Source organism: Cyclobacterium sp. 10D3-21 (assembly GCF_055809755.1).
The window spans coordinates 4,159,890-4,183,520 of sequence record NZ_CM147924.1 but is presented as its reverse complement, the minus strand read 5'-3'; the positions used below and the strand labels follow the sequence as shown (position 1 = coordinate 4,183,520).

The window sequence follows — 23,631 nt, the reverse complement described above, 5'->3', positions numbered from 1 at the left end:
TTGGTCTTGGCCCAATTTTGATTAATATTACCCTTTAATTATTTAATTCGAGTCTATGGCAGTAAATATCGTGATCGCTGGTGCTGGGGATATGGGTTTTCACTTGGCTGAACAGCTTTATTACGAAAGTAAGAATATCATTTTAATTGATTTGGATAAGGATGTTTTGGACAATATTGGATCCAGGTTGGATGTATTGACAATAGAGGGGGATTCGGCATCAATTGAGATATTAAAAAAAGCCAATATTCACAATGCTGAACTTATGTTGGCGGTTACTACTTCCGAAAAAACCAATATATGTACAGCAGTTTTAGCCAAACAGCTAGGAGCGAAAAAGGTAATCGCCAGGGTTCGGAACCATGATTACTTATACGAAGAGAATAAAATCTATTTTGAGAACCTGGGAATAGATTCTATTATTTCTCCTTCAATGCTTTGTAGCAAGGAAATTTCCAGGTTAATGAAACGCTCCAGCTTTTCTGATGTTATTGAATTTGAAGGTGGAAGATTAAGTGTGGTAGGCATTACACTGGATCGGTATTCCCCCCTCATTAATAGAAAACTGTCGGATACGCGTACCGACCCAATTTTTAAAGAAATACGGATCATAGCCATAGTGCGAGACCAAAGGACAATTATCCCAAGAGGAGATACTTTTATTCGCAACAATGATCATGTATTTTTTATTTCCAACAACAAATCTGTAAATACAATAAAAGACCTAGTTCACCACAAAGAAAAAGAGATTCATGATGTCATGATAATCGGTGGTGATGATCTTGCTTATTCCACCGCAAGAGAATTGGAAGATGATTATGGGGTAACCTTGATCCATAATGACAAAGAGCGTTGTAAATGGCTTGCCGAAAGGTTGGATTCTGCACTTATTATTCATGGTGATTACAAAAACATTAACCTTCTTATAGAAGAAGGTCTCGAAACAATGGATGGATTTCTGGCGCTAACCGATAGCTCAGAGACCAATATTATTACCAGTCTAAGTGCTAAAAATCATGGCGTTTACAAAACGATTGCTCACGTAGATACCAGAGAATACATCCACATTTCTCACAGTATCGGTGTTGATTCCCTGATAAATAAAAAATTGGTAGCAGCAAATCATGTTAGCAGGTACTTGAAAAAGGGACAGGTGGAAGCCGTTTCTGGTATACAAGGAGTAGAGGCAGAATTTGTCCAATATGCTGTGACAAAAAACAATAAACTGACCAAAAAGAACTTGAAGGCGCTACATTTCCCTGATACGGCCATTGTGGCAGGAGTTATTAGAGGGGAAGAAGTGTTTATTCCCGATGGTGAATTTCAATTGCAACTTCATGACAAAGCCATCGTTCTTGCCCTACCTGAAGCGAAACCTGTATTGGAAAAATTATTTAATTAATCATGATCCATTATAAGGCAATTTTAAAAGTCATGGGAGGATTGATGATGCTCCTTGGCGTTTTAATGTTTCCAAGTGTCGCTTTCGCTTATTACTATCAAAGTGGAGACCAGATCACCTTGATCGGTTCTGCCTTGATTTGTTTGACTATTGGCGGGACTTTTTTCTTTTCTTTTGCAAATCAAGATCAGAATATACGAAAAAGGGAAGGCTATATGATTGTCGCTTTAAGTTGGGTAATTATGTCCGTTTTTGGCATGATGCCTTACCTTTTAAGTGGTACCATTCCAAATTATTCAGATGCCATTTTTGAAACAGTCTCAGGGTTTACAACCACTGGAGCTTCTATATTGACAGACATAGAGCGTCTTCCTGAAGGGATTTTACTATGGAGAAGTATGACCCAATGGATTGGTGGATTGGGTATCATTGTATTGACCGTCGCTATCTTTCCTTTATTGGGTATTGGCGGGATTGAATTATTCGTAGCTGAATCACCTGGCCCGACATCCGATAAGGTGCATCCAAGGATAAGGGAAACAGCGAAAAGACTATGGCTTATCTATTTTGGACTCACCCTTCTTTTGGTCGCTATATATTACATGGAAGGGATGTCCTTTTTTGATGCAATGAACCACTCCCTTACCACCATGTCTACAGGTGGTTTTTCTACTAAAAACAATAGTATGGCCTATTTTGATAGTCCGATAATACAGTATACTGCTGTAGCTTTTATGTTTTTGGCCGGAACAAACTTCACCTTGATATACTTTGCTTTCAAAGGTCAATTCAAAAGAGTTTGGGCAAGTGATGAATTCAGGGCTTATTTTGTTAGTGTGGGACTTCTGGTGATTGGCATTTTTGGAGCAGTTTATTTTTTAATGGACGATAGCTTTGAAAAATCTTTTAGAGATGTACTCTTTCAAGTCGTTTCACTGGTTACTACCACTGGTTATGTCACTGCAGATTATACGGTATATAGTAATGGCTTAACCATTATTTTCTTTATGATCCTATTTATGGGAGCCTGTGCTGGATCTACTAGTGGGGGTATTAAATTTATTCGGCACCTAACCTTCGTAAAGAATTCCACCTTGGAATTTAAGCGTATTGTGCACCCTCGGGCAGTGATACCTTTGAAGATTAATGGCGAACGCGTTACCGGAAAAGTAATTACCCATATCATGAATTTCTTACTTTTGTACCTGATGATTTTTGTATTGGGTTCAATAGTAATGTCCATTGCTGGTTATGATCTTATTACCTCTTTTGGTGCCGTAGCCACTGCCATGGGAAATGTTGGGCCTGGAATTGGAAGGGTAGGACCAGTTGATAATTTTGCTTTCTTTTCGCCTTTCGCTAAACTATTTCTTAGTTTTTTAATGTTATTGGGTAGATTAGAGCTCTTTACTATATTGATTTTATTTACACCGTATTTTTGGAGAGCCAATTAATAGAAATCAAAAGCGTATGAGTCCAGCAATTATATCAGTGTTTACTGAAAAAAAATTGGGGTACAAAGGAAATCCCGCAGCCGTGGTACTTTTAAGAAAACCCTTGAAAAATCATGAGATGCAGCAACAAGCTGCTAATTTGGCTATGCCGGCTACCTCTTTTGTTTTTATTGATAAAAATGAAAACTGTCATGTGAGCTGGTATGCTCCTGATGAAGAGATTAAATTATGTGGTCATGGAGCTGCAGCAGCAGGAATATTTCTATCTCAATACCTTAAGAAGCCGGAAATAACGCTACATTACAGTGGGGGAAAAATTGTAGTTGCTGTTTCAAAGGACAACTTTTCCATGCGTCTCGAAGCTATTCCAGTTTTGAAACTTCTTCCTGAATGCCCATTGCCTTTGATTGAAGGATTAGGAATTCCGGTATTGGCCATTTATGAAACGGCCAATAAACACCTTATATTAACGGATTCTGAGGCCTCTTTAAAGAACATGAGTCCTGATTTTGAGCGTTTAAGAGATTCAGAAATATTTGGATATGCCATTACAGCTGCTGGAGACAAGGTGGACTTCGTAAGTAGGACCCTTGTGCCGCACGTTAGTCAATTGGAAGACTTTGCCACTGGCTCTTCACATGCCATGCTGGTGCCTTTTTGGTCAGAAAAGCTGAATAAAAGCGAAATGGTAGCAGACCAGTTAAGTGAAAGGGGAGGAAGATTTATTTCCAGTATTTCTGGCAATGAGGTTGTACTTTCAGGAGAGTTTGAGCTTCAGGAATAAGGTTTTGTTCACCTTTTATATCATTAATATTTCAGGTTAAAAGCGTCCTACTTCAAACTTATCGTTTTAAACAAGTAGTAGTAGAATTATAGAATCCCCAGGGGCAAGTGTGTGTTTTACATGACAGACTGTCAAAACGGAAAGTGTACTTTACATTATTTCAATATTCCATAGTAATATTTAAACGAATTCAATTTTTAAGGTTTTTCCAATATAATTTTCTTTCCTTGGTATAATTATTGCTTTTTTATTTTGCAATGTTTAAATAAATCTAATATTGACAAAATATATATACAATGGAATATCGTAAAATTCTCATCAAATACGGTGGGAATGCAATGATCAGTGAAGAGCTTAAGCTTGGTATTTCCCAGAAGTTGAAAGTGTTGCAAGAGCATGGTATTCAGGTAGTACTGGTGCATGGTGGAGGGCCCTTTATCAATAAGTCTTTGGCTGAAGCGGGCATTAAATCTGAATTTTTTGATGGACATAGACACACCAGTTTAGAGGCCATGTCATGCATTGAAAAAACCCTTAAAGGAGAAGTGAACAGTTCTCTAGTCAATTTATTAAATAAACAAGGGCTGAAAGCGGTTGGGCTTTCAGGTAAAGATGGTAAATTGGCTATTGCTCAAAAAAGATGGCACACAGGGCTAGATCAAAATGGTGAAGAGCATAAAGTAGATTTGGGTCAGGTAGGAGATATTGTTACCGTTAATCCTCTTTTAATAGACACCTTATTGGAAAACAAGTTTTCTCCAGTAATCACTTGCATTGCTTCAGATGAAGAGGGCAATGACTACAATATCAACGGGGATGTATTTGCAGGTAAAATAGCTGCTGCAATTGAAGCAGATGCCTATATTGTATTGACTGATGTGGATGGACTTTACAAGGAATACCCCAATGCAGCATCTATTATAAGGGAGATAGATACAGCCACCATTCCGAAATATTATGGGGACGTTATATCAGGAGGGATGATACCTAAGATTGAATCCTGTGTTTCGGCTGTTCAGTCTGGTGTTAAGAAAGCCGTAATCTTAAATGGCACACGTCCAGAGCAAATTACAGATTATATCATTCACCAAATTTCAATAGGTACAACAATTAAACTTTAAGCATGCATATTTCGAACGAATATTTGTACGAAGAAGACAAGAAAAATTATTTACCTACATTCAAGCGCTTTCCCTTGGCATTTATAAAAGGGAAAGGGAGCCGGTTGTGGGATGCAGATGGAAAGGAATACATTGATATGCTTGCGGGAATTGCCGTTAATAATTTGGGGCATTGCCATCCTAAGGTAGTGAATGCCATTCAAGCGCAGGCTGCGGAATTAATCCATATTTCCAATTTCTTTGTAAGCCCTCCTCAGGTAGCACTTAGCAAATTGTTGGTTGATTTAACCAAATTGAAACATGTTTTTTTGACAAATAGTGGTGCTGAATCTGTAGAAGGAGCGATTAAAATTGCCAGGAAATATGCCAGCAAAAACAATAGAGGTGGAGGGATTATTTCAATGGAAAATTCCTTTCACGGCCGAACCCTTGCTACGATTGCCACAGGTCAAAAGAAATACCAAAAGGGTTTTGCTCCTATTCCTTCAGGTTTCTCCCAAGTTCCATTCAATGATTTAAATGCCTTAAAAGCCGCAATCAACGATCAAATAGCAGCAGTAATTCTTGAACCTGTGCAAGGGGAAGGCGGGGTGATTCCAGCCGATAAGAAATATTTGCAAGCAGTAAGAGAGCTTTGTGATGAAAACAATGTTTTACTCATTTTTGATGAAATTCAATGTGGTATAGGTCGAACGGGAAAACTGTTTGCCAAAGAGCATTATGGCATACAACCAGACATAATGACCTTGGCTAAAGGACTAGGCGGAGGAATGCCTATAGGTGCATTTTTATGCAATGAAAAAGTAGGAAATGCGATTGACTACGGTGATCATGGTACCACCTTTGGAGGAAATCCCTTAGCATCAGCTGCGGCATTAGCCACTCTTACAACCATTTTGGAAGAAGGTTTGGTAGAAAGAGCGCTCAATAAGGGAGATTATATTATGAATACCGTTAGATCCTGGTCTAAAGACCACCCAATGATCAAAGAAGTTCGGGGATTAGGAATGATGATAGGCATACAGTTAGATAGACCTGCAGCGCCAATAGTGAAGGCACTTTTGGACGATGGAGTTATCGTCAATGGGACTGCCGAATCCGTAATACGTCTTGTGCCGCCACTTAATATTCCGGAGGAAGATGTAGAAATAGCCTTGAATAAGTTGAAGTCAATAATAGAATCAATTGAGCAAAATGAGAAATCATAAATATAAAGTAAGTATCGTAGGCGCCTCGGGTTATACTGGTTCGGAGCTGGCGAGAATCTTAATCAATCATCCCGAAGTAGATATAGTTAGCATCACCTCTGAAAGCCATAAAGGCAAACGATTTTCAGATTTGCATGGCCAATTTTCAGGGATTATTGATTTTGAACTGATTGGAGCAGATGATGTGGACATAGAGGAAGTAGATGTAGTATTTTTAGCCCTTCCTCATGGCGTGTCCATGGAGTTTGTAAAGCGTTGGGCAGATGCTGGAGTTAAGATTATAGATTTATCGGGAGATTTTAGGCTTTCTAGTCCTGAAGTTTATGAAGATTGGTACAAAAAAGAGCACACGTTCCCTGATGGCTTTGAAAAAGCAGTTTACGGTATGCCGGAGCTTTTCTTCGATGAAATTAGTTCTGCGACACTTGTGGCGAATCCAGGTTGTTATCCTACAGCTTCTATTTTGAGCTTGGCGCCATTATTTGCAGCAGGAATAGCTATCCCGGGAGTAGCGATTATAGATGCGAAATCTGGTGCTACTGGTGCAGGTGTAAAAGCGAGCAATACTACACATTTTTCTAATGTAAATGATAATTTCAAAGCTTATGGTCTTGGTAACCACAGACATACAGTGGAAATTCAGGAACAGCTTTCGTTTTTAATGAAAAATTCGGTTATTTTACAGTTTACTCCCCATCTTTTACCAGTGGATAGAGGCATTCTGGCAACCTCCTATTTATCTTTAGATAAAGAAATGGATCAGGAAAGTTTAACTTCACTATACAAGGATTTTTATAAAAATAAACCCTTTGTTAGAGTGAGGAATCAAGCGCCTTCTATTAAAGAGGTAAGAGGCAGTAACTATGCGGATGTTTATCCATTTTGGGATGAGAGGACCAAAAGAGTTATAGTGATTACTGCCATTGATAATTTGGTAAAAGGTGCAGCAGGTCAAGCTGTTCATAATATGAATATTATGTTGGGATTGAACGAATCCATTGGCCTTCGACAGGTTCCAATGCAACCATAAATTAACAAACGTAATGATTAAAAATATTACTAGTGTAAAAGGAATTAAATGTTGGGGTGCTCATTCAGGTGTTAAATCTATGAAAAGAGACCTGGCCATCATTTTTTCGGAAGTTCCAGCAGCTGCAGCTGCTACGCTTACACAGAATAAAGTTCAGGCCGAACCGATCAAGGTTACAAAAAGAAATCTTGCCAATAATAGGGCCCAGGTCATTGTTTGTAATGCAGGGAACGCAAATGCCTGTACTGGTGAGCAGGGGAGGAAAGGTGCAGAAGCAATGGCAGATACTGTCGCCGCTGCTTTAAATATTTCGCCTGATGATGTAATAGTTGCCTCAACCGGTTTGATAGGCGAAGTATTCCCCACAGAAGATGTGGTAGAAGGGATAAAAGAAACTGTACCAAAGTTATCCAATGATGCAAAAGCGGGTTCTTTTTTAGCCAATGCTATATTGACAACCGATACCTTTGCTAAGGAAGGTTTTGTTGATTTTGAGTGGGAAGGTAAAACCATATCCATAGGTGGAGTGGCAAAAGGATCAGGAATGATTCATCCCAATATGGCAACCATGCTTGCTTTTTTAGCCACAGATATCGCTATTGACGAAAAATTGCTTCAAAAGACACTGAAATATTGTGTAGATAGGTCCTTTAATATGATTACAGTAGATGGTGACACCTCTACCAATGATATGGTCGCTATATTGGCCAATGGGATGGCTGGGAATGATAAAATCACCCAAGAAGATGACCCGCTCTATATATTGTTTAAAGAAAAACTCGGCGAATTATTGATTCACCTTGCCAAACTAATTGTTTCTGATGGTGAAGGAGCCTCAAAATTCATTGAATACAGAGTCTCAAAAGCCATTTCAGAAAATGTAGCCATGAAACTGATTAGAGCTATCTCAGATTCTACTTTAGTAAAAACAGCGATGTTTGGACGCGATCCCAATTGGGGTAGAATTATTGCTGCTTGTGGCAATGCTGGGATAAGTTTTAACTATAAAAAAGCGAATCTATATTTAGGCGATGCGGACAATCAGGTACAGGTGCTTTTAAAAGGATCTCCTACCAAGTTTGATAAAAACTACATGAAAAAGTTACTCAGGGAATCGCACATTAAAGTGCACCTTGAAATTAATACAGGCAAACAAGAGGCGACTGGATGGGGATCTGACCTCACAACAGATTATGTTATGTTTAATTCAGTATATACTACCTGATCGAACAATTACAAACAAAGCCTCTAATAATATATTAGAGGCTTTGTTTATTTTAATTTACAATTAAATGTCTTTTTGTAGGTCAAATAGTTTTTTAATAAGTTTTCTACATCCTTTTGAAGGGTAAAAGGTTTGTAATATTGTTTCTCTACTTTATCGATTGGATTTTTTTTTAATAATTATCTCCTCCAATTATATAGGCAACTCTTGCACCAAGAAAAGCCATTTGGTAGGGTGACGCTCCCGATTGTTGGTACCTAAGACTAAACGCTAACTGATTAAATACATAGCCTATTTCGGCTGCAAAGGCAAATTGGATATCCTTGGCAATAAAACTGCCTGCAATATTTTTATCATTATTAATCAATAATGCGCCACCCAATTGAGGCTCAAAAAAGAAAGCCTGCCTGTAAACCCTGTATCCTACTAAAACCGGTATCTGATGAAGGCTGACATTTTCCCCATTGGGCAAAATGTAACTTGAATTCAAGGGGAAGTACAGGTAACTTCCAGAAAAACTAAGCTGTGCATCCATAGGCATTGCCAACAATCCCTTTAAGGTTATGCCAAATCCTGCTGGGAATTGGGTTTTATAATAATCATTCAATACCCCACCTGCATCGAAACCAATGTTTAGTTGATTTGTCTTTTCCTGAGCCAATGAAGGACCAATTAATCCTATTAATAAAATAATAAAGAGCACCTGTTTTTTCATGATTCATCTAGGTCTTGATCTGGCGGATTATTATAATCCGAAGTTAAAATTTTTTATTAGCTAACAAAACTAAGGTTGTCTATATCTCAAAATTACATTATCTGGATAATCTTCCTTTAGTTGTACTCAATCAATTATTGATTATCGACTTTATTATTTTTCTATAGAAAAATACATTGTTCATGGTATAATCTAATCAACAAATTTTTATATTAAGAGGTTTTTTAATTATAGGTTAAAGTTTATGAACGTCAAATGTCTTTTAGGTTTACTTTGTTTATTTGTCATCACCATTTCCTGTAAGCAAGGAGATGGAAACAACGCTAATTCGGAGGACAATTGGCTGGTGCCGGATAGTATTAAAATGATTCACAACCCTGTTAAGGATGATGAAATGCTGGACAAAGGGAAAGCTCTTTTTCGGATTTATTGTTCGACTTGCCATGGTTTAGGAGGTAGGGGCGATGGTGCTGCTGGTCAGGCTATGGGTAGTCAACCTGCAGATTTACTATCTGAACGCGTGCAGGACCAGACGGATGGGGAATTGTTTTATAAAATCACTAATGGCAAGGCAGTAATGCCCTCTTTTCAGGAGCTGTTATCTGAAGAACAACGCTGGTATTTAGTAGATTTTATTAAAAACCTTAGCCAATTCTCGGGAAAAGACTTGGATCCAGATGTGCCTGAATCTCTGGTTCCTGATATTGATATTGAACATTTTACTAAAGTAGTCCCAAGAGTAGTTAGAATATGGAGTGGACCGAACAATTACCTTTGGTATGCGACCATAGACGGAGGGGTTTACAGGTTACCCATAGAAAATCCCCACCAACTTGAAAAAATGCTTGAAGTGTCGGATCATGGGATCAGTAGGTTACAGGGAGCGACCATGCATGAAGGTAGGGTGTTTTTAAGTGGTAATGTTCGGGTAAATGATAACAAAGGCACCAAAGGTAGAATGGTTAGGGTAAGCTGGGATAGTGCCGATAAAGCCAAGTCAGAAGTTGTTTTTAACACGGAAGAATATGGGACTACAAATACGCCTTTCGATCATGGTTGGTCTGCCTTACAAGTCAGTGGTGATGGACAATACATTTACGTAGTCAGCGGTAGCCGTACAGATCATGGAGAGATTCAAGATAACCTGGGAGCCTACCCCAATTCCCGGGACGTGGCCCTCACTTCAAAAATTTTCCGGATTCCAATTGATGCTGTTAATTTGCTATTACCAGACAACCTTGAGTTTTTAAAGGAAAAGGGTTACCTATATGCCGAAGGGCTTAGAAATGCTTACGATCTTGCCTTAGACAGTGAAGATCGACTCTTGGCGGTTGTAAATTCAGGAGATTATGACCAAAATGAAGACATGTTTTGGATAAGAGAGGGGTACCATTATGGCTATCCTTGGGTGATGGGTGGTCTAGAATCTCCCCAGCAATTTCCAGATTGGATACCTGACCCTGATAAAGATCCATTTTTAAATGCAGGTGCTGCAGCATGGCCTGATGACTTCTACAATGATCCTTCGTTTCCGAAAAAGCCTCTGGGTGTTAATTTTGGTAAAAGCTTTATAAATTATGGACCTGATTCAGATAAATTCAGGGATAAAACCACTGGTGAAGTGCAAGATGCGTCTAACTTAGGAGTAGGAATGCAAACTTTTACCCCTCATTCTTCGCCACTCGGGCTTGTTTTGGACAATGAGCAATCCTTGCCAGGGAGGTTTAAAGGAAAGGCCTTGGTAGCCAGATATACCAACGGGCAGAAATCAGTCTTAATGCAGCCTTTTACAAAAAATGGCGAAGACCTGCTGCTACTTGATTTGAATTTCCTTCCGGAAGAAGAAAATTTTAAGTTAAATACTTATCGGGTAGCCAAAGGCTTTACCCAACCCGTGGATGCCGTATTGGTAGATGGAATTCTGTATGTTATTGAATTTGGAGGAAGAGAACGGGGTGGAAATATTTGGAAAATAGCTTTTAATTCAAATCAGTAGTTCAAGAAAATTTCTCTTACCGAAACAGGTAAATAGAGGATTTTCATTCACCACAAATCGAAGTCATTTAAAGTCATAAATTGCCCACAGATCAATTTATGACTAAATAAAAATATAAAGCGCTGCTCCCCTGATCAGTATTTAGGAGAGCAGCACTTCGTATTGTATGCATTTAAGATTTCATTGTAATCCCTTATTTTTACCTATGTTTAAAGACATTTTGTTGGAGACGTATTAAATGTATTGGATCTCTTTACTTTACAAGTAATTTTTTCAATTAACTGCAATAGTTAAAAAAAAATATAAATAAATCACTTATACTTTTGTAAAATAATTATTATCCCTATATTTGTGTTATCAAATCGAAAGAAATGATATTTGTATTACCCTAATAAGGGAATTGGTGATGGTTTCATCGCAGGTTCAAATCCTGCTAATACAACTGGTTATTTTGGGTTTATTGTTAATTGACTTAAGCTATGGGAAATTTTTCATAGCTTATTTTTATGCCTAAAACGACTAAAAAATTAGTTTTATTTTTTCTAAACAATAAACTTTTACCTAGAAGGGTAGTGCTATCCCGTTTTCAAATCCATTACTTTCTGGTTAAACAAAAAAAACCAAGGATACTGAATGCAGTATCCTTGGTTTAAAAAGTATTTATTTTGTGTAAAATAAAGTGGATTAATAGCCTAGAATTTTCATCATGTCTTTGCTTTCTTGTTCTGGAGCAAATAATCGATGTTGAATTGTGCCATCCTTATTTCTGTCAATGATTACATGTTTAGGCGCGGGTATAAGGCAATGCTGAATTCCTCCATAGCCTCCCAAAGACTCCTGGTAAGCGCCAGTATGGAAAAAGCCAATATATTGTTGATTGTCTTTTTCTCTTTTGGGCAGGTAGATATTGAATTGATGAGATTCTGAATTATAGTAATCCATGCTGTCACAAGTCAAACCTCCTAGTGAGATATTGTGGTATTCCTTGTCCCAATTGTTTATAGCCAACATGATGTATTTTTGATTTAATCCCCAGCTATCTGGTAGTTGGGTAATAAAAGAGCCATCAATCATGTACCATAGCTCTTTATCATTTTGTAATTTCTCATCGAGAATGGAATACAATACTGCTCCACTTTCCCCTACTGTGTAGCTCCCAAATTCCGTAAATATATTCGGCTCGATGGTATTGTTCTTGGCACACATCCATTTGATGTTTTTAATGATTTGGTCTGCCATGTATTGGTAATCATAATCAAAAAACACATTGGTCTTAATGGGCCAACCACCACCAATATCCATGGTATCCAGTTCTGGAGCTACCTTTTTAAGTTCTACATATTTCTGGATAAAACGTGTCAGTTCTGACCAATAGTAGGCAGTATCACGGATACCCGAATTGATAAAGAAATGAAGCATTTTAAGGCTTACATTGGGATTGTTTTTGATTTTCTCCTCATAAAGGCTGATGATGTCATTGTACCTTACGCCCAACCGAGAAGTGTAAAAACCAAAAGTTGGTTCTTCATCTGCGGCGATTCTGATTCCGACTTTAAAAGGGACTTTAACATGCTCCAGGTAATAATCGATCTCTGTAATATTGTCCAGTATTGGAATGCAATTCACAAAACCATCGTTGAGCAATTCTGTAATGTATTGTTTGTACAAGTCTCTTTTAAACCCATTACAAACAATAAAAATATCTTTATTAATTTTCCCATTGGCATAAAGGCTCTTGATAAGTGGTATATCAAAAGTGCTGCTGGTTTCTATATGTGCACCGTTTTTAAGGGCCTCATTGACAACAAAACTAAAATGAGAGGATTTGGTACAATAGCAATAAGTATAACTACCCTTATAATCATGCGTTTCCATTGCGTTGCCAAAGTAGGTTTTCGCATTCTGGATGTTTTCAGAAATTTTAGGTAAGTAAGTTAATTTTAAGGGCGTTCCGTATTCTTCAATAATATCCAATAAATTAATTCCGTTGAATTGCAATTGATTTTCCGAAACCTTGAATTCCTTGGTCGGAAAATCAAAAGTCTGCTTTATGAGGTCAATGTATTTGTTCATTTCTGGCGGCTAATAGACATTAAGTATATACTCGGTTCAAAAATTGCATTAAAAACTGTAATATCAAATCAATTTTTATTTGAAAAAGAACAAATTTGAAAAATCCCAGTTTAAATTCATTTCTTTGAACAAACTTTTTGACACTTCTGTCTTGATTTTTATTCAAAGTTAATGTTCTATTAATTGGTTCAATTTTCACGCCAGAAAATAGCGGTCATCGTTCTATGGAATTAAAATCGCAGCCCAGTAGCCTTAAATAGCTAACTTTAGACTGATTAATTACAATTATACATTTCAGGAATGGGTAAATCAATAGATTTTCCAGGGTTTTGAAGCCCTTACGGTGGAATTAAACCCGGATTCAATAACCTGGAAATATTCGCAATGCAGCTTAGGAGATTTTGTTATTTTTCAAAAGGGCTCACGCCATTTGCTTCAAATATTTCACTCCATAAGAATTTTTGGTATAGGTAAAATTTCTCGGTAAACATCAACATCGAAAATAATGTAAGCGATAAAGAGTGTAGTGATATTATGCAATAGGTCTCAAAAAATTGGGGAATTACTTATGGGAGAATCTAAGATAGGGATTTAGGGGAGGGGATCAGTTTTTGATTGGAAACTCAACGTAAAAGGTGGTACCTGCATTTTCTTCAGACTCGAACCATATTTCCCCTTCATGTGCGGAGATGATTTGTTTTGAAATGGCCAATCCCATTCCAAAAGGTTTTTCACCATTAGTGCCTGTTCTTTTGCCCATTGTGTCCCAATCAAATACCATGTTTTTTAAAGAATTCGGAATACCTATTCCCTCGTCTTTTATTTTGATGGTTATAATGTCATATGTGCTTTGCATGATAACGTCAATATTTTTCCCTATAGGCGTGAATTTGATGGCATTTGCTATTAAATTAGTCAGAACACGCCACATCTTTTCTTTGCTGATCAAGGCGGTAACAGGAAGAGTGCTCAAATGTATTTTTTGTTGCTTTTCTTCCGCTTTGTGGTTTAATATTTCAACACAATATTTTAATAAGTGGTCTATTTGTACTTCTTCTTTAATTAATCTGTTATTGTCCTTATTTGGAAGCAACATCTCTGTGATGAGATTCATGGAATTACTGCAAGAAGTCTTAATGTTTTCCAAAAGGTATTTATTTTCTCCATTTAATTGGGGGTCATCTAGTATCATATTTGCCATCATGATCATACTACTTATTGGGTTGCGTAGGTCATGGGCTACCATGTACATGATTTTGGTATTTTCGGATTGGCTAAATTCCAAAGCGCTTAATGTATCCTGAAGGTCTTGGTTTTTTTGAAGGATAAGATTATTGGTTTTCTTTAATTTTTTTAAATTATTCCAATTAAATATTAGAAAAATTGCCAACAGAATGGTGAAAACCAGCGCTGTGCCCAAGTAGATGTTTTTTATTTTATTGTCTCTGTTGACAATTGATAATTCGTATTTCTGCGCAGCATTTCTAAAAGAACCTTCCACGTCTACATACTTTAACTCTTGATCTACTTTTTGAATGGAATCATTTAATTGATGGTAGGATTTCATTAGTGCCAAAGTGTTAACAAGGTCTCCTTTATTTTCAAAATAGGTTCCTTTTGTCAGGTACCAGCGAAGCACAATGTCTGAATATTTTCGGTTTTTTAATTCAGAATTGGGCAATTCTTTGTCAAGTTCATCCAGATATACCAACGCCTCATCAAAGGATCCCTCATCTATGTATATTTGAGCCAATTTAAGTTTAGCCGTTTGGGCATCACTTTGATCATAGTTAGGTTTGCTATTTATTGCGATACTACTTTTTAATAGCTTTTTTGCAACTCCTGTTTTACCAAGCTTGGCCATTACGCCTCCTAAATTTCCTTTTACAACTCCCATTGCAGAAGTTATAAATAATTCTTTTTCGGGATATTTTGGCTTGATTTCCTCAAGAAAGGCTAAAGCATCTATATAATAATAGGCCGCACTATCATATTTCTCTATTTTTTCATAACACAAGGCCAATGTATTCCTGTAGTTTTGAGGTTCATTGATGTTTTGTATTAAACTTTCATTTCCCAAGCAGGCCTTATTTTCTGCTATCGCCTTTTTGAAGAAAGGGATTGCCTCTTGGTACTGTTTTTGATCAAATCGAAAGATCCCAAGTCTGTAAGTTAGGTTGCTGACATGACAATCGTCCAGGTTTTCAATGGCGTACTCTCTTCCTTTGAAAAAGCTTTGGAAGGCATTGTTATACTTATGGTTGGCTTTTGAAATGTCTCCTTCCATGAAGTTTGTCAGAACAAACCTATAATCATTTACCTTGTCTTCTTTTCTCAAGATAAGGTACATGCTGTCTAAAAATTGCTCAGATTTTATAAGGTCTACTTCATACTTTAAGTAAAAATCAGCATAGAAATTATACCACTCCCAGGTATCTAAATGACTCCTGTCAGGTATTGAATTGTAGACACTGTCAAAATAACTAAAGGCTCTTTCATATTGACCATTGTTTAAAAATATCCCAGCATCATCCAATGCTTCAATGAGCTCCGGTGAAGGGTTTTCATTTATAGTATTGGTGCTATTGCATGCTGTGTTAATTAGGATGCATAAAAAAAATACATAAAGATGCCCCCAATAATTTACAAGATTAAAAACAAAAACACTCCGTTTTTTCATATTCGTCCAAATTAATCCATTATTCTTTAAAAAGACTAATTTTTAAAAAGGTAAATTCACAACTTTTTAGGTGACTTGCATGGAATGAATTATTAAAGAAAGCCCTTAAGTTTTAACATACATTTTTAAAGATTTGAATTACGTTTATTTGTTTTAATGGGTTTTAAAAATCAGAAAATGGATATTCAGGGATAGATTTAATTCTCATTCTTAAATATATGTATAATAATTTTTATAAATGTTAAAGTCAAAGTTGTAGCCTAACAGCAAGAATTGAAATTAGGCATGACTCAAAATATGAATTGCCTTTCGACTGCATAATGAAAAGTCTGCCAAATCAGTCAGTCATTGCATTTCCTATCAAAAGCATGTTCGTGGGTAATTAAAGGGGACGATAGAGCAATAAACCTATTGTTTTGTTGGTATTGTTTCCTGTTTTCAGTTACAATACTTACAAACTCTTGGTCTCAGGTAACAACAAAACGTTACTTTTTCCAGGTTATTGGATTCGCATTAAAACCAATCTATCTAAACAAAAGGTACTTGAATAATTAATTTATAGTGACAAAGACATGGCCGTACACAGGGAAATTTAAAGTTAGCTGGGGGAGAGGGATAATTTTATCTATCGGCTTATGGATTCAATTACTCATCAACACTTTGTTCGGATTGAATAAGGTCAAGTACTTGTCCTTTAAAAATACCTATTTTGTGACTGTATTCTTTAGGGTCTTCTATCATGGAAAGATAATAATAGGCGCCTTCAATAACGACAAAGATTTTTTCCGCCAATAATTCAGTGTTTTTAGATGAAAGTACCTCATCTTTATCAAGAATTGTCTTTAAAGTATTTCTTAATTTCAGATGGAGCTTTTTGTATTCATTTTTTATCGTTTTGTCCCTAAAAGTAAAAGCGTAACAGCTAAAGAAGACTCCATCATCAAAAAGGAGGTTCCATTCTCTTGAAAAAAGACGGTCAACCAATAAATTGGGATCCAGCTTACTGTCTTTTTCAGATTTTAGAATAATAGGCTTATAAATCAATTGGTATTGGTGGAGTATAAAATCGATTAAGCCAAGAACCAATAACCTCTTATTGGAAAAGTAATGCATTATCAGGCTTGGGGGCATTTTAAGGTGGTTTCCAATTTTCGCAATGGATACATTTTCCAAACCTTCTCGCTTGCACAATTCATAAAAACCTGAAATAATTTCCTTCTTTCGCTCGGTCCTAATGGTTGTCTTCATATATTAGTTTAAAATAAAAACACTAAAATAGTCAATCATGTTTATTTTTTAATCTATTTTTTGTTAATTTTATTATAATTTATATTGAATGAGTATTCAATAAACAAAGGGTAAAGCCCTATTAATACTAGGGTAATATGTGTGAACTACCTTGCGCACTGCAAATCTGCAATCGAATCAGTACCAATTTAATATCCAATATTTTATGGAAAAAAATTTACAATTGTTTAAGAAAATCAGTAAGAAAACAGGCTTTACAGCCTTATTTATGCTGGTCGTTCTGACTGTCCAGGCCCAAATAGTGGTGACTGGAGTAGTCAAAGACGGAATAGAAGACATACCCTTACCTGGGGTGTCTGTCTATCAAAAAGGTGGTGGGAGTGTTAGCATCACAGATTTTGACGGTGTGTATAGCATCGAAGTTGCAAATGCTCAGGCCGAATTGGTCTTTTCATTTATAGGCTTTGAAACCCAAAATCTTAAAGTAGGAAATCGATCCACTATTAATGTAACCTTGTCTGCTGAAGAAACCCTCCTGGAACAGGTGGTAGTGGTAGGGTATGGTACCCAGAAAAAAGTTAACCTGACGGGTGCAGTTGATCAAATATCTGGTGATGATATTATCGACAGGCCAGTAGGTAATGTAATGCAAAGCCTTCAGGGGGTTAGCCCAGGATTAAACATTACTTATTCTGGTGGTAGACCTGGTAATATACCAAATATCAATATTAGGGGTTATACTTCCATCAATGGTGGTGGACCACTTATTGTACTTGATGGAGTGGCTGTAGCTTATGATGATTTGTTGAGATTAAATCCTGCGGACATCGAATCTTTTTCAGTATTGAGAGATGCTGCCTCTGCAGCCATTTATGGTGCCAGAGCAGCTTTTGGGGTAGTTTTAATTACTACCAAACAAGGAGGAAGCAAGCAGGTAATCTCCTATAATAGTAATTTCTCCTGGGGCAAGCCATCCGTTATGCCTCAACCAGTGACCGATCCATATATCTATTCAAGGGTGATGGACCATGCCACCAGTAATACCCCATGGAATTATGTCAACTTCAATGATTACCATTATTCATGGGCAAAAGAGCGTTCTGAGGATCCTTCTGTAGAAGATGTAAGAATAGATCCAAATAATCCTGGTCAGTGGGCCTATATGGGTAACAATGACTGGTATGATTATTTTTTCAATAATTCTAGCTTCTCAACCAACCAAAGTTTATCCATTAGTGGTAGCTCTAATAATGAGGGGATGCCAATGACTTATTATGTATCGGGTGATTACACCAGAGAAAATGGGATGAACAAATTACAACCTGACAATTGGGACAGGTATTCCTTAAGAGCCAGGATTACCGCTACGCCAAAAAGCTGGTTGAAATTGGACAACAACCTTAATATCTATCAAACCAAACGTGAGGAATCAACCAATAATCTTACGGATATTTATTATCGTACTCCTATAGAAGTAGCCAAAAATCCTGATGGATCCTGGGCCAATACAGGCGCAGGTAGGCTTGCCGCTCAATTGGTTGATGGTGGTAGAAATGTGGAAGACATGTTTGGCTTTCACAATATTTTGAGAGCAACAGGTACTTTCCTGGATGGAGACCTTACTGTTACTGGAAACGGGAGTTTCAAAAGAGAGCAGTGGATATATGGTTGGGACCGAAAAAATTATGATATCGGTTTTGGTCCGGATGATATCAGAACCGAAGGTGGTGATGGGTCTGTGATACAAAGAAATGGAAACCTTCAAAACACTATTTTTGACCTGTACAGTAATTATACCAAAACTTTCGGGAACCATACCATTAGTCTTCTTGCTGGTTACAATCAGGAAAGTTATTCTTACTCCTCTGTAGAGTCAGAAAGAAGGGTCTTAATATCTTCTTCATTGCCCTATTTGGGTTTGACATCAGGCGATTCATACATTCGTCCTGGCTATAGTTCTTATGCCACCCAAAGTGCATTTGGCAGGGCCAACTATACTTACGATAATAAGTATATTTTGGAATTTAATGGTCGATACGATGGCTCTTCCAGGTTCCCAAGTTCCAGCAGGTGGGGCTTTTTCCCTTCCATATCAGGAGCATGGATAGCAAGTGATGAAGGATTCCTTCAAAATATAGACGGGGATCCAACACTGAAATTCAGAGCTTCTTACGGAAGTTTAGGGAACCAGAACGTAGATGATTTCGGCTATCTGCAGTCTTTGCCTTTTGGGCTTTCTGACTATTTGATTGCTAATGAACGACAGAATGTAGTTTCGAGTTCTCCACTACTAGCCGTAGATCCCAATTTCTATACTTGGGAAAGGGTAGTGACAAAAAATTTCGGTGTTGATTTTGGCTTATGGGAAGATAAGTTCTTCGCCACCTTTGATTACTATATTAGAGATACAAAGGACATGTTGACCTATCCGGTGGAACTTCCAGGCGTATTGGGTACCTCTCCACCGAAACAAAATGCTGCAGATTTGCAAACCAAAGGCTGGGAAATAGCGCTGAACTATAGAAACAATTTTGGAAGTTATGACAAGCCGATTGAATTTGCTTCTAAGTTTTTCGTGTCAGATTCCAAATCATTTATCACCAAGTATGAAAATGAACAACGGTTATTTACAAATGACAGAGAAGGCGAGGAAAATGAACCCTATTTTAGAGAAGGTCAGGAAGTTGGAGAAATCTGGGGATTGGTTAATGATGGTCTTTTTAATTCAGAAGATGAAATCAGTCAACTTGATCAATCTGCAATTGTCCCATGGGGAGCTTTACCTATCATCCAAGGTTGGCCAAGATATGTTGATTTAAACAATGATGGTAAAATAGAGGAAGGTCTTTCGGATATTGAACCCAAAGACCTTAAGGTCATAGGTAACAGTCGTCCCAGATACCAGTTGGGTGCCAACTTAAGTGTGGCATGGAATGGTTTTGATGCTTCAATATTTTTACAAGGAGTTGGTAAGCAGGATTATTACCCTAGGAATTATCTTTTCTGGGGGCCTTACCAACAGCCCTATGCCAATATTTATCCATGGAACCTTGACTTCTATCGAGGTGAAGCAGATAGTGATGCCATGCGTGCGCAGCACAGTCAATCGTATATCGATGCAGGATTAGCGGATGTAAATACAGATTCAAGCTACCCAGTACTTCAGTCCTGGCTAGCAGATGCAAACTACGGTTCCGGGCTTGATATTTCACAAACAGGCTATTTGTTAAATGCTGCTTATGTTAGGGTAAAGAACATTACCATAGGATACAATTTGCCAGAGCAGTGGGTTTCTAGAATTAAAGCCAGTAGAATTAGGGTTTTTGTTTCTGGAGAAAACCTATATGAATTTTCTGCCATCAAGTCATTTATTGACCCTGAAGCCATTAACGATGCAAACGGTTTTGCTTATCCATTCCAAAGAAAGTTTTCATTCGGTGTAAATGTTGACCTATAAACGCAAATTAGAAATGAAAAAATATATAATTTATATATTCCTACTGAATATATGCTGGATTAGCGCCTGCGATGATGAATTCATGGACAAGTATCCACAGACTTCTATTGCCCCTGAAGCGTTCTTTAAATCGGAACAGGACCTAAGGCTTTATGTCAATGGATTGTTAACCCTTCCAGGTATGTTCCAGTACCAGGTAGATCAAAACAGTGATAACCTTGCAACTACCGGTGCGGTTGAAATAAAAAATATAATGACCGGATCACCAAGTTCTCAGAATATAACTGTAGGATGGAACTGGAGCAGATTGCGGAATATTAATTATTTCCTTGAAAATAGCCGTCAAGCAGATGCTACCGTAGAAGTTATTGAGCATTATGAAGGAATCGCTAGGTATTATCGGGCGATTTTCTATGCCAACATGGTAAAGCGTTATTCCGATGTTCCTTGGTATGACCAATTGCTTTCTCCATCTGATGAAGACTTGTACAAAGGAAGAGATACCAGGGAATCTGTGGTAGATGGTATCATGGAAGACCTTGAATTTGCAAGTGAACATGTGACCACAGGTGTTCCTAACGGAACTCCTGGAAACTGGGCGGTAAAGGTTTTTTATGCAAGATTTGCATTATACGAGGGTACTTTCAGAAAGTACCATGAAGAATTAGGTCTTCAGAATACTGCGGACACCTATCTAGCGAAAGCGAGTGAAATTGCAGGAGTCATCATGGATTCAGGGCAATTCACTGTATACAATACCGGAAACCCTGAAAATGATTATAAAACGCTATTCAATAGTCAAAACTTAGCGGAAAATGGAGAAGTAATTTTATTTAACGCTTACGATGCCAATAAGGATAGAAGTAGTGATGTAAACACTGGTGTTTTTGGTACCTATGAGCAATCTCCGGCAAGGGATTTGGTCCAAAGCTACTTAATGGCAGACGGTTCAAGTTTTACCGATAAGGCTGGATATGAAAAATTCTCTTTTGTGGAAGAGTTTCAGGATAGAGATCCTAGATTGTACCAAACTTTGGTTTATCCGGGATGGGTTCGTGTGCCTGAAAGCAGCGCCTATATTCCTATTTTAAACAGGAATTTCAGTGGATATTACCAACACAAAGGGTACGGTAACACTACTGATAATCTGGAGCTTGGAGGATTAGATTTCCCGGTTTACAGGTATGCAGAAGTATTGTTGACTTTTGCAGAAGCAAATGCAGAATTGGGAACCTTAACGCAAGCTGATCTGGATGCCTCAGTGAATTTACTTAGAAATAGAGTTGGAATGCCAGCCTTAATGCTCAATGAGGCCAATGGGCAGCCGGATCCCTTTATGATGGCAAAATATCCTAAGGTATCAGGTGCTATGATGGGGGTACTATTGGAAATCCGAAGAGAGAGAAGGGTTGAGTTAGCTGTAGAAGGTTACAGATTTGACGACTTGATGCGCTATGGAGCAGGTAAATTACTGGAAAATATACCTGAAGGAATGTATTTTTCTGGCTTGGGTAAATTTGACTTGACAGGTGATGGTATTCCTGATGTGTTTTTGGTAGATAAAGGAACAGATATTCCTGAAGACGATGCCAAGGATGTAAATGAGTTGGGAAAATCACTTATTTACTACAAAACAGGGACAATTGATGACAATGTTACCGTTTACTTGGAAAATGGAGAAGATGGTGGAACAATGGTTACTGAAACTTCGCCTAGAGACTTTATTGAGCCTAAATACTATTACAGGCCTATTCCTATTCAGCAAATAGCACTGAACCCAAATCTTGAACAGATTTTTGGTTGGGAATAAAACTTTAAATTAGAAATACCAGGTAAGCTGTTGGAAATATTTTTTTCAGCAGCTTACTTTTGTTTAATCAATAGATGAATTTTATACCCTAAATAAATGAAGAAAATTAATATGAGGTTAGCCATTGTTTTTTTGTTTAGCACCATGCTGACATTGGCCGCCAATGCGCAGGAGAAAAAGACCCTATTTATTATTTTAGATGGTATTCAAAGGGAGCTTTTAGAAAATAATCCTACCCCTAACCTTGATGATATAGCCGCCGAAGGTGGATATGCACATGCTTATGTGGGAGGAATGAAGGATGGCTATTCTGAAACACCTACCATTTCAGCTGTAGGATACAATAGTCTTCTCACAGGTGTTTGGGTAAACAAACACAATGTCAAAGGAAATAGTATCCGAGAGCCAAATTACAATTACCCAACCATTTTCAAGAAATTCAAAGAAAACTATCCTAATAAAACCATAGCCGTTTATTCTACCTGGCTAGATAATCGGACCAAGTTGGTAGGTGAGAACCTGGAAGCCACGGGACACTTACAATTGGATTATCACTTTGATGGGCTGGAAATAGATACCCTTTCTTATCCTCATGATAAAAAGAGTGATTATATTAAAAAAATTGATCAGGCCGTTTCAACTTATGCAGCCAACGATGTTATCAATAAAGGTCCTGATATGACCTGGGTGTATTTGCAATATACGGATGATATGGGGCATAGGTTTGGAGAAAGCCCACAAATGAATGCTGGTATTCAGGAAGCGGACAGACAGGTAGGTCTAATCTGGGAAGCCATTCAGAAGAGAGAAAAAACCCACAATGAAGAATGGATGATCATCATTACTACAGACCATGGTCGGAAAGTAGGAGGCCGTGGACATGGAGGTCAGTCAGATGAAGAGCGTGCGACATGGATGGTATCCAATAAAAAATTCAATGGTATTTTTGGAAATACGCCTGGAGTGGTTGACATTTTTCCAACCATAGTTAATTATATGGATATTGCCGTTCCTAAAAATCAAGCCATGGAATTAGATGGCGTATCTATGTTAGGGGATGCCTACGCAAGCCATTTGACGGGTGCTTTGAAAGGGGAAAGCCTTACCCTTACATGGAAAGATTATGGCATTAAGGACAAAGCCTTGGTTTGGGTGAGCCCCACGAATCAATTCAAATATGGCGAAACAGATATTTACAGGCACATAGGAGAAGTAGCTCTGGAAAATGGATCTGCTACTTTCGATTTAAAATATGCATATGAACATCTAAAAGTGGTAATTGAATTACCAGAAGGTTACCTTAATGTTTGGGTAACAAATGAAGAATAGGCCTAACAATAAAAAAAATCACTTTTTAGTATACCATTTATGTAAAAAGAATAAATAATTTGGTGTTCGAAGGCTTAACTTGGTCTTCGAACATTATAA

Annotated in this window: 15 protein-coding genes; 11 read left to right on the top strand and 4 right to left on the bottom strand. The window is 37.5% G+C overall.

Translation table 11 applies throughout. From position 1 onward, the window contains the following. Window positions 1-55 precede the first annotated feature (55 nt). The 7 genes from trkA (at window position 56) to argJ (ending at window position 8,224) form a co-directional block, all read left to right on the top strand. Window positions 56-1,402 (top strand): Trk system potassium transporter TrkA, encoded by a 1,347-nt coding sequence (gene trkA / locus AC0L7T_RS16485; RefSeq protein ID WP_473336657.1) that lies wholly within the window; start codon window positions 56-58, stop codon window positions 1,400-1,402. 2 nt (window positions 1,403-1,404) lie between these two features. Beyond that, on the top strand, window positions 1,405-2,856 hold the full coding sequence (locus AC0L7T_RS16480; RefSeq protein ID WP_473336655.1) for a TrkH family potassium uptake protein: 1,452 nt from the start codon (window positions 1,405-1,407) through the stop codon (window positions 2,854-2,856). Between the two features lie 16 nt (window positions 2,857-2,872). After that, the gene (locus tag AC0L7T_RS16475) at window positions 2,873-3,640 is read left to right on the top strand and encodes a PhzF family phenazine biosynthesis protein (protein ID WP_473336653.1); all 768 of its coding nucleotides are present in this window, start codon (window positions 2,873-2,875) and stop codon (window positions 3,638-3,640) included. 296 nt (window positions 3,641-3,936) lie between these two features. Next, a complete protein-coding gene (gene argB / locus AC0L7T_RS16470; RefSeq protein ID WP_473336651.1) occupies window positions 3,937-4,761 on the top strand; it encodes an acetylglutamate kinase in 825 nt (274 codons plus the stop codon). Window positions 4,762-4,763: 2 nt separating this feature from the next. Continuing rightward, entirely contained in the window at window positions 4,764-5,969 is a 1,206-nt protein-coding gene (locus AC0L7T_RS16465) for an acetylornithine transaminase (protein ID WP_473336649.1), read from the top strand. Beyond that, the gene (gene argC / locus AC0L7T_RS16460) at window positions 5,956-6,999 is read left to right on the top strand and encodes an N-acetyl-gamma-glutamyl-phosphate reductase (RefSeq protein ID WP_473336647.1); all 1,044 of its coding nucleotides are present in this window, start codon (window positions 5,956-5,958) and stop codon (window positions 6,997-6,999) included. The genes AC0L7T_RS16465 and argC overlap by 14 nt, the downstream gene beginning before the upstream one ends. A gap of 13 nt (window positions 7,000-7,012) precedes the next feature. Beyond that, window positions 7,013-8,224, top strand: coding sequence for a bifunctional glutamate N-acetyltransferase/amino-acid acetyltransferase ArgJ (gene argJ / locus AC0L7T_RS16455; RefSeq protein ID WP_473336645.1), 1,212 nt, complete (start codon window positions 7,013-7,015; stop codon window positions 8,222-8,224). Between the two features lie 172 nt (window positions 8,225-8,396). Here argJ and AC0L7T_RS16450 read toward each other — a convergent pair whose 3' ends face one another. Further along, window positions 8,397-8,939: a hypothetical protein gene (locus tag AC0L7T_RS16450; RefSeq protein ID WP_473336643.1), complete on the bottom strand. Its 543-nt coding sequence runs from the start codon at window positions 8,937-8,939 to the stop codon at window positions 8,397-8,399. A gap of 244 nt (window positions 8,940-9,183) precedes the next feature. Between AC0L7T_RS16450 and AC0L7T_RS16445 the strand changes: the two genes are divergently transcribed. Further along, the gene (locus tag AC0L7T_RS16445; protein WP_473336641.1) at window positions 9,184-10,935 is read left to right on the top strand and encodes a c-type cytochrome; all 1,752 of its coding nucleotides are present in this window, start codon (window positions 9,184-9,186) and stop codon (window positions 10,933-10,935) included. A 684-nt stretch (window positions 10,936-11,619) separates the two neighbouring features. Here AC0L7T_RS16445 and AC0L7T_RS16440 read toward each other — a convergent pair. From AC0L7T_RS16440 to AC0L7T_RS16430, 3 genes are all read right to left on the bottom strand, one after another. Beyond that, window positions 11,620-13,008, bottom strand: a complete 1,389-nt coding sequence (locus tag AC0L7T_RS16440; protein WP_473336640.1) for an arginine decarboxylase — start codon at window positions 13,006-13,008, stop codon at window positions 11,620-11,622. A 604-nt stretch (window positions 13,009-13,612) separates the two neighbouring features. Beyond that, complete coding sequence (locus AC0L7T_RS16435) at window positions 13,613-15,688, bottom strand: tetratricopeptide repeat-containing sensor histidine kinase (RefSeq protein WP_473336638.1); 2,076 nt, start codon at window positions 15,686-15,688, stop codon at window positions 13,613-13,615. Window positions 15,689-16,333: 645 nt separating this feature from the next. Further along, window positions 16,334-16,936: a TetR/AcrR family transcriptional regulator gene (locus AC0L7T_RS16430; RefSeq protein ID WP_473336637.1), complete on the bottom strand. Its 603-nt coding sequence runs from the start codon at window positions 16,934-16,936 to the stop codon at window positions 16,334-16,336. Window positions 16,937-17,141: 205 nt separating this feature from the next. Between AC0L7T_RS16430 and AC0L7T_RS16425 the strand changes: the two genes are divergently transcribed. From AC0L7T_RS16425 to AC0L7T_RS16415, 3 genes are all read left to right on the top strand, one after another. Continuing rightward, window positions 17,142-20,393, top strand: a complete 3,252-nt coding sequence (locus AC0L7T_RS16425) for a SusC/RagA family TonB-linked outer membrane protein (protein WP_473336635.1) — start codon at window positions 17,142-17,144, stop codon at window positions 20,391-20,393. Between the two features lie 13 nt (window positions 20,394-20,406). After that, window positions 20,407-22,203: a RagB/SusD family nutrient uptake outer membrane protein gene (locus tag AC0L7T_RS16420; protein ID WP_473336633.1), complete on the top strand. Its 1,797-nt coding sequence runs from the start codon at window positions 20,407-20,409 to the stop codon at window positions 22,201-22,203. Between the two features lie 96 nt (window positions 22,204-22,299). Further along, complete coding sequence (locus AC0L7T_RS16415) at window positions 22,300-23,532, top strand: alkaline phosphatase family protein (protein WP_473336631.1); 1,233 nt, start codon at window positions 22,300-22,302, stop codon at window positions 23,530-23,532. Window positions 23,533-23,631 lie beyond the last annotated feature (99 nt).

What these genes read in the sequence shown, in the direction of transcription:
- trkA (WP_473336657.1), top strand. Translation starts at nt 56, where the DNA reads ATGGCAGTAAATATCGTGATCGCTGGTGCTGGGGATATGGGTTTTCAC.
- AC0L7T_RS16480 (WP_473336655.1), top strand. Translation starts at nt 1,405, where the DNA reads ATGATCCATTATAAGGCAATTTTAAAAGTCATGGGAGGATTGATGATG.
- AC0L7T_RS16475 (WP_473336653.1), top strand. Translation starts at nt 2,873, where the DNA reads ATGAGTCCAGCAATTATATCAGTGTTTACTGAAAAAAAATTGGGGTAC.
- argB (WP_473336651.1), top strand. Translation starts at nt 3,937, where the DNA reads ATGGAATATCGTAAAATTCTCATCAAATACGGTGGGAATGCAATGATC.
- AC0L7T_RS16465 (WP_473336649.1), top strand. Translation starts at nt 4,764, where the DNA reads ATGCATATTTCGAACGAATATTTGTACGAAGAAGACAAGAAAAATTAT.
- argC (WP_473336647.1), top strand. Translation starts at nt 5,956, where the DNA reads ATGAGAAATCATAAATATAAAGTAAGTATCGTAGGCGCCTCGGGTTAT.
- argJ (WP_473336645.1), top strand. Translation starts at nt 7,013, where the DNA reads ATGATTAAAAATATTACTAGTGTAAAAGGAATTAAATGTTGGGGTGCT.
- AC0L7T_RS16450 (WP_473336643.1), bottom strand. Translation starts at nt 8,939, where the DNA reads ATGAAAAAACAGGTGCTCTTTATTATTTTATTAATAGGATTAATTGGT.
- AC0L7T_RS16445 (WP_473336641.1), top strand. Translation starts at nt 9,184, where the DNA reads ATGAACGTCAAATGTCTTTTAGGTTTACTTTGTTTATTTGTCATCACC.
- AC0L7T_RS16440 (WP_473336640.1), bottom strand. Translation starts at nt 13,008, where the DNA reads ATGAACAAATACATTGACCTCATAAAGCAGACTTTTGATTTTCCGACC.
- AC0L7T_RS16435 (WP_473336638.1), bottom strand. Translation starts at nt 15,688, where the DNA reads ATGAAAAAACGGAGTGTTTTTGTTTTTAATCTTGTAAATTATTGGGGG.
- AC0L7T_RS16430 (WP_473336637.1), bottom strand. Translation starts at nt 16,936, where the DNA reads ATGAAGACAACCATTAGGACCGAGCGAAAGAAGGAAATTATTTCAGGT.
- AC0L7T_RS16425 (WP_473336635.1), top strand. Translation starts at nt 17,142, where the DNA reads ATGGAAAAAAATTTACAATTGTTTAAGAAAATCAGTAAGAAAACAGGC.
- AC0L7T_RS16420 (WP_473336633.1), top strand. Translation starts at nt 20,407, where the DNA reads ATGAAAAAATATATAATTTATATATTCCTACTGAATATATGCTGGATT.
- AC0L7T_RS16415 (WP_473336631.1), top strand. Translation starts at nt 22,300, where the DNA reads ATGAAGAAAATTAATATGAGGTTAGCCATTGTTTTTTTGTTTAGCACC.